Annotated in this window: 4 protein-coding genes and 1 rRNA gene; 4 read left to right on the plus strand and 1 reads right to left on the minus strand. The window is 53.7% G+C overall.

Annotation, left to right across the window (positions count from 1 at the left end; translation table 11 throughout):
• The first annotated feature begins 190 nt into the window (after positions 1–190).
• Genes J6J34_RS04145 through J6J34_RS04155 form a run of 3 tightly spaced genes read left to right on the plus strand, consistent with a single transcriptional unit; the run spans position 191 to position 5,401 of the window.
• Positions 191–832, plus strand: coding sequence for a hypothetical protein (locus tag J6J34_RS04145; RefSeq protein ID WP_301720821.1), 642 nt, complete (start codon positions 191–193; stop codon positions 830–832).
• Positions 829–2,286, plus strand: coding sequence for a Y-family DNA polymerase (locus J6J34_RS04150; protein ID WP_301720820.1), 1,458 nt, complete (start codon positions 829–831; stop codon positions 2,284–2,286). Before J6J34_RS04145 ends, J6J34_RS04150 begins: the two co-directional genes overlap by 4 nt.
• Positions 2,270–5,401, plus strand: a complete 3,132-nt coding sequence (locus J6J34_RS04155; RefSeq protein WP_301720819.1) for an error-prone DNA polymerase — start codon at positions 2,270–2,272, stop codon at positions 5,399–5,401. Before J6J34_RS04150 ends, J6J34_RS04155 begins: the two co-directional genes overlap by 17 nt.
• A 7-nt stretch (positions 5,402–5,408) precedes the next feature.
• Here the strand turns inward: J6J34_RS04155 and J6J34_RS04160 are convergent, their stop codons facing one another.
• Positions 5,409–5,957 (minus strand): gamma carbonic anhydrase family protein, encoded by a 549-nt coding sequence (locus tag J6J34_RS04160; RefSeq protein ID WP_301720818.1) that lies wholly within the window; start codon positions 5,955–5,957, stop codon positions 5,409–5,411.
• A gap of 523 nt (positions 5,958–6,480) precedes the next feature.
• Between J6J34_RS04160 and J6J34_RS04165 the strand changes: the two genes are divergently transcribed.
• A 16S ribosomal RNA gene (locus J6J34_RS04165) occupies positions 6,481–6,591 on the plus strand; the annotation flags it as partial.

Below are 6,591 nucleotides of genomic sequence, written 5' to 3' on the forward strand. Positions count from 1 at the left end.
GTGGTACTGACGTTACGCTTACAATTATTCTGCCCAGCCACCTTGATGCAGCCATCAGCTTTTGAATTCAAAGCTAAGGCATCGATTCGTGCGTGTATCCTAGCAACGGAATTTGCGAGTTGCGTATTGCAGGAGACGAAAAAAACAGCTAAAGTTGTACTGTATAAATATACAGTATTGCGAGGTTGTTATGGCACATCCATTACAAGAGCTGGTACATAAGGGATGGGTCTGGCAGGGGCATGATGCGGCGGAACAGTTGGCCAGTGATCAGCTGGTTGATACCGGCTGGCCTGAGCTTAACCGTCGCCTTGGTGGCGGTTGGCTGCGCGGCGCATTGCATGAGCTGCAAGTGCAGCACAACTTCCAGGGCGAACTGGCATTTTTAATGCCGGTACTCAGTGCTCAGCAGAAGCCTTGCTTATGGATAAACCCTCCGGCTCAGCCTTATTGGCCTGGACTGCATTATCAGCAGTTGCAGCAGGCGCCGTTATGGTTGCAGGAAAGCGAGCCTAAGCGCGCCCTTTGGGCATTTGAACAAGCATTACAAAGTGCAAGTTTAGGGGTGATTGTCGCCTGGTTTCCGACGGTTGATGCGAGTGCAGTGCGACGTTTGCAGCAAGCGGCCTCCCGCCATCAACAACTGGCATTTATTTTGACCCCCTGGCAGCAGCAACAGGAAGCTCGTGCTTACGTGAATCGTTTGCAACTGCAGTGGCAACAACAGCAATTGCAGGTGGCGGTAGTAAAGCGGCGAGCCGGCTGGCCATTACCTCCGTTTCCTTGCCCGGTGACAGGGCATCTGCCGGAGCGGCGTCGGCGGTTAGCATGAGTCGCGACAAACTTTGGTGGTATTTAGCGCTGCCGCAGTTGCTGCTGGATGAGCAGTTAAGCCTGCAGAGCGAAATCCAGCGGCAACAGCCGCAAGTGCTGTGCCGTAGCGATGGGCAGCGCGCGCGAACTGTCGTGCAAGCCAATACTGCGGCTCGTCATGCTGGGGTCAAACTCGGCATGGCTGAAGTTACCGCCAGTACATTAGTGCCTGAACTGCAGCAGCGAACCTATGATGAACAACGTGAAGAGCAGGTATTGCAACGGCTCGCTCAGTGGCTGCATCAGGACATTGCGCAAATTGCGCTATATCCACCGCAAGGCTTACTACTTGAAGTCGATGATTTGCAACGGTTGTATGGCGACTATGCTGGTGTGCAGCGTCAATTAGCGCGGCGCTTAGCCCGGGTTGCGGTAGGCTACCAAATCGCTGCGGGGTACAGTCCTTTAGTTGCCCGCATTTTGGCGCAGGTCCCGCAGCTCCGCTTTGAACCTATGCGCGCTGCAAAAAGCGAGCTACTAGAAAAGCTGCGACAGGTTCCTTTGCGGTTTGCTTTGCTCCCTGCTGCGCAACAGCAGCAACTTGAGAATGTCGGCATTCAGTGTCTGGGCGATCTGTTGCAGCTGCCGGTGGGCGAATTAGGTGCACGGTTTGGCCGCGCCATGGTGGCCTATGTGGCAGAGTTGCAGGGCGAACTGTTGCCCCCGCAGCGTTACTACCGGCCACCACTGAAGTTCTCCGAGCGTCTCGATTTAATGACCGAGGTAGCGTCCTGGCAACAGTTGTTATTCCCGTTGCGACGGTTGCTACAGCAATTAGAAGCTTTTTTGCAAAGCCGTCAATTGAGTGTGAGCTGTTTTACTTTGCTGGCACACCATCGGGATCAAAGTCAGACCCCGGTACGCATTGCCTTTGCCTTACCTTTATGGCGTCAGCGTGAGATGCAGCAGTTGGTGCAGTTGCAGTTAGAGCGTCAGCAACTCGCCACGCCAGCGCTGGAATTAAGTTTGCGGGCCGATGCGTTTCAGGCACGTGAAGTCACAGCGACGAGTTGGTTACCCGCACAGCAAGATGCGACGGCGCAGCGGGCTGAGCAACAGCAATTGCAAGCTTTGTTAGGCAAGTTGCAGGCGCGTTTAGGCACCGCTGCAGTGCAGCAGGCGCAGGCGCAAAATGACTGGCGCCCGGAAGCTGCACAACAATGGCAAACCGACTTACAGACCGCGAAGGGGCCGAGTCAGGGATTACCCCGCCCGCTTTGGCTGCTGCCTGAACCTGAGGCCATTGCCGTTCACGAATGGCAGTTGCAATGGGGCCCGGAGCGGATCCAAACCGGCTGGTGGGATGGGGAAGGCGTGCTCCGCGATTACTTTATTGCGGTGGATGCACTTGACCGGCAAGGCTGGATATTTCGTAGTCATGAGGAGTGGTACTTACATGGCTGGTTCAGCTGAGAAAAGCCTCCCGGACTGGCGCCCTATTGCGCTGAACTGTGTCAGTAATTACAGCTTTTTATATGGCGCTGCGCATCCTCATGAGTATGTCGAACGGGCATTGACGCTGGGCTACCAGGCCATTGCCATCACCGATGAATGTTCAGTTGCCGGCGTGGTGCGTGCTTATGTAGCGCAAAAAGATGTCGCCGCATCATTGCAGTTGTTGATTGGCAGCTTTTTTCAGGTTGAACAGCTGGGCGTGCTGATTGTTCTGGCGCGAAACCGGCAAGGTTACGGTCAGCTCTGCCGGTTGATTAGTCGTGGCCGGGAGCGCTGTGAAAAAGGCAGTTATCAGGTGTTTGCGGACGATTTCCTTAGCGGGCTGGATGATTGCCTGTTGCTGTGGCGCCCGCTTAACGACCTTGCCTTTAGTGCTTATCACCAGGCGCTGGGCGAAGCTTTTCCTGAGCGTCTCTGGCTGGCGTTCTCGCGTCATTTTTGCGTTGATGATGCCAGCCAGTACCGCCGCTATAACAACTATCACCAGCAAAGTCGGTTGCCGGTGGTCGCTGCTGACGAGGTACTCTACCCTGAGCCCGGACGGCAGCCGTTACATGATGTCGTCACTGCCATTCGCTTGCGACAAAGGGTCACGGAAGTGCGCACGCAACTGCGGCCAAATGCGGAGCATTATTTACGTGATGCGGCACAATTACAGCGCAGTTATCCACAGGACTGGCTTGCCGCTACTCAACAGGTCGCGCAGCAGTGCAGCTTTCAGCTCAGTGAATTGAGTTATGAGTATCCGGCGGAGCTGGTGCCGGCCGGGCTAACCGCCACCGCCTATTTACGGCAACTCGCTTATGCCGGAGCCAAAGAGCGCTTTCCGAATGGTTTACGGGCTGATGTGCAGGCCAAGCTGGAAAAAGAGCTCGCGTTAATTGCCGAGCTTCGCTACGAGTATTTCTTTTTAACCATCCACGACATTGTGCAATTTGCTCAGCAGCGCGACATTCTTTACCAGGGGCGCGGTTCCGCTGCAAACTCGGTGGTTTGCTATTGCCTGCAGATCACCGCAGTGAACCCGGATCAAATTGATGTACTCTTTGAGCGCTTTATTTCCAAAGAGCGCGATGAGCCGCCAGACATTGATGTAGATTTTGAGCATCAACGTCGTGAAGAGGTGATTCAGTACATTTACCAGAAGTACGGCCGTAAGCGCGCCGCATTAGCGGCAACCGTTATCCGCTACCGGTTGCGTAGTGCGTTTCGTGATGTTGGCAAGGTGCTGGGATTCAGCGAGCAGGAACTGGCGCATTATCTGCGCCAGATCGACCGCCGGGATCAGGATACCCCCTGGCAGCAACAGTTAGTGCAGTTGCAGTCGGGCCTGGCGACTACGGAGCGTGGCCGTTGGTTAGTGTCACTGACGGAGCAACTGCTGAAGTTTCCGCGGCATTTGTCGCAGCATGTCGGCGGCTTCGTTATTGCGGCTGGGGAGTTAGCCGATTTAGTGCCCGTTGAACATGCCAGTATGGCGGACCGGACCGTTATCCAATGGGACAAAGATGATCTCGAAACCCTTAAGCTGATCAAAGTGGATGTGCTGGCGTTGGGCATGCTGAGCGCGTTGCAGAAAATGCTGCAACTGGTGTGCAAACATTATCAGCGCCCGCTTGATCTGGCGAGCATTCCCACCGAAGACGCTAAAGTTTATGCGATGCTGCAGCGTGCAGACTCCGTTGGTGTGTTTCAAATCGAATCACGTGCGCAGATGAGTATGTTACCCCGCCTGCGCCCTGCTACGTTTTATGATTTGGTGGTGCAGATTGCTATCGTGCGGCCCGGGCCTATTCAGGGCGACATGGTGCATCCCTATTTACGCCGGCGTGCCGGTGAAGAAGCGGTGACCTATCCAAGTGAAGCGGTACGGCAAGTCACCGAGCGTACCCTGGGGGTACCGATCTTTCAGGAGCAAGTGATCAAGCTGGCGATGGTTGCCGCTGGCTTTAGCGGTGGTGAAGCCGATCAGCTGCGGCGCGCTATGGCGAACTGGCGCAGTACCGGTGAGTTACAGCAGTTTGAGACGAAGCTGATTAGCGGTATGCGCGAGCGCGGTTACAGTTTAGATTTTGCCCAGCGCATCTATCAGCAAATTTGTGGTTTTGGCGAGTACGGCTTCCCTGAGTCCCATTCGGCCAGTTTTGCTAACTTAGCCTATGCCTCGGCGTGGTTTAAGTACCATTACCCGGCGGCCTTTTACTGTGCATTACTGAATAGCTTACCTATGGGTTTTTACTCAGCTGAACAATTGTTGCAAGATGCCCGGCGCCATCATCTGACGGTGCTTCCTGTAGATATTCAAACCAGTACCTGGGCACATCAGTTGGTTGCCATGCAAAATGGTTATGCGATCCGCTTAGGTTTACGTTTGATCAAAGGGCTGGCCGCACAACACGTCGAGGCGCTGCTTGCCCGCCGGCCGCAACAGGGCTTTGCCTCGCTGCAGGAGCTGCGCCAACTCGGTGCCTCCCCTGCTCTTTTGCAGCGCCTGGCCGCCGCCGATGCATTACATAAAGTCAGCGGCCATCGTTTTCAAAGTCAGTGGCAGGCATTGGCGGTAAAGGCTGAGCAGCTACCCTTGTTTAGCACCATCGACGATACCGGCTCAGACCGCGCAACCTTAGCGCAATTGCCAACACCTACAGAGGTAAGTGATATAGCAGCGGATTATCGTAGTTTAGGCGCTTCAGTGCGGCGTCACCCGCTTGCCTTATTACGTGAGCGGCGATTGTTACGCGGTGTGCGTACGGCTGCGGAGCTCGCCGGCTGTCGTCATCAGCAGGTGGTTTGCGTGGCGGGGCTGGTCACCTGCCGGCAACGGCCTGGCACCGCAGGTGGGGTTACTTTTATTACTCTTGAAGATGAAACCGGTATGGTGAACGTGGTGGTCTGGCAAGCGACAGCACGGGCCCAACGCGAAGCCTACCTTACGGCGCAACTCCTAAAAGTGTATGGCAAAGTTGAAATTCACGGCGATGTGATTCATGTGATTGCCGGGCGTTTAGAAGACGGCGCGCCGTTATTGGCCGAGCTTGAGCTACAGGCCAACCGTTCGCGCGACTTTCACTAAGTTCTGTTTACACCGAGTGTACGTTCAAGGCGTATTCGTCTTTGAGCATCACGTAGTTCGCTGCGGACTCTGGCAAAAAGGCCAACTCTTCTTCATTAAGCTTACGTTGCTCTTGCACTGGGCTGCCGACATATAAATAGCCACTGCGCAGTACTTTACCTGGCGGAACCAGGCTCCCTGCACCAATGATAACGTCGTCTTCGACCACGACACCGTCCATGATCACCGCCGACATTCCTATTAATACGCGGGCACCGATGGTGCACCCATGTAGCATAACGTGATGACCGACGGTAACGTCCTCACCAATAATAAGCGGATGGCCGTCAGGGTTACGATTACTTTTGCGGCTTACATGCAACACACAGTTGTCCTGTATATTCGTGCGCGCACCGATACTAATGAAGTTCACATCACCACGGGCGGAAACGAACGGCCAGATGCTACTGTTTTCGCCTAAGGTTACGTCACCGACAATCACGGCACTCTGGTCAATGTAGACGTGTTCGCCGATAGTGGGTTCGACACCCTGATAACTACGAATATCTCCATTCATGCTTCTTACCTCTCAAATTGTTATCTTTTTGATCTAAGCGCTACTGCTTTAGACTAGCAGAAACCCTTATAAGGCGCGAGTTGATACAAAAAAGCAGCGATCTGAACAACAAACCAGCAGTCAGCATAAAAACATGCAAAAACTTGATTTAGGCGCTTGACGTGGCGACTTAAATCTCTAAAATGCGCTCCACGCTTGAGGCAGGCAACGAAGCCGCCGAAAGTAGCAGTTTAGAGTCTTAAAAAATTTAGCCGAAAGGCTTGACACTAAACGCCGAGGCTGTAGAATACGCCGCCTTGCTTGCTGCAACGCAAGCCTGCTTTTTAGGAAAGCAGAACGTTCTTTAACAATATACCAAGCCAAGCAAACTGTGTGGGCACTTACCGGATTCAGGCAGAGAAAAGCATCTTCGGATGCGAGTATTCTTTCGTATAACGAAGAGAATACACCTGACTGATTGGAAAAGTGCTTAACAAATTAAGATTTATTAAGTCATTGATTCAATGGGTCGATTAAACACTTTAAACTGAAGAGTTTGATCATGGCTCAGATTGAACGCTGGCGGCAGGCCTAACACATGCAAGTCGAGCGGTAACAGGAAGAAGCTTGCTTCTTTGCTGACGAGCGGCGGACG

Source organism: Pseudidiomarina terrestris, assembly GCF_030466405.1.
GTDB classification, from domain to species: Bacteria; Pseudomonadota; Gammaproteobacteria; order Enterobacterales; family Alteromonadaceae; genus Pseudidiomarina; species Pseudidiomarina terrestris.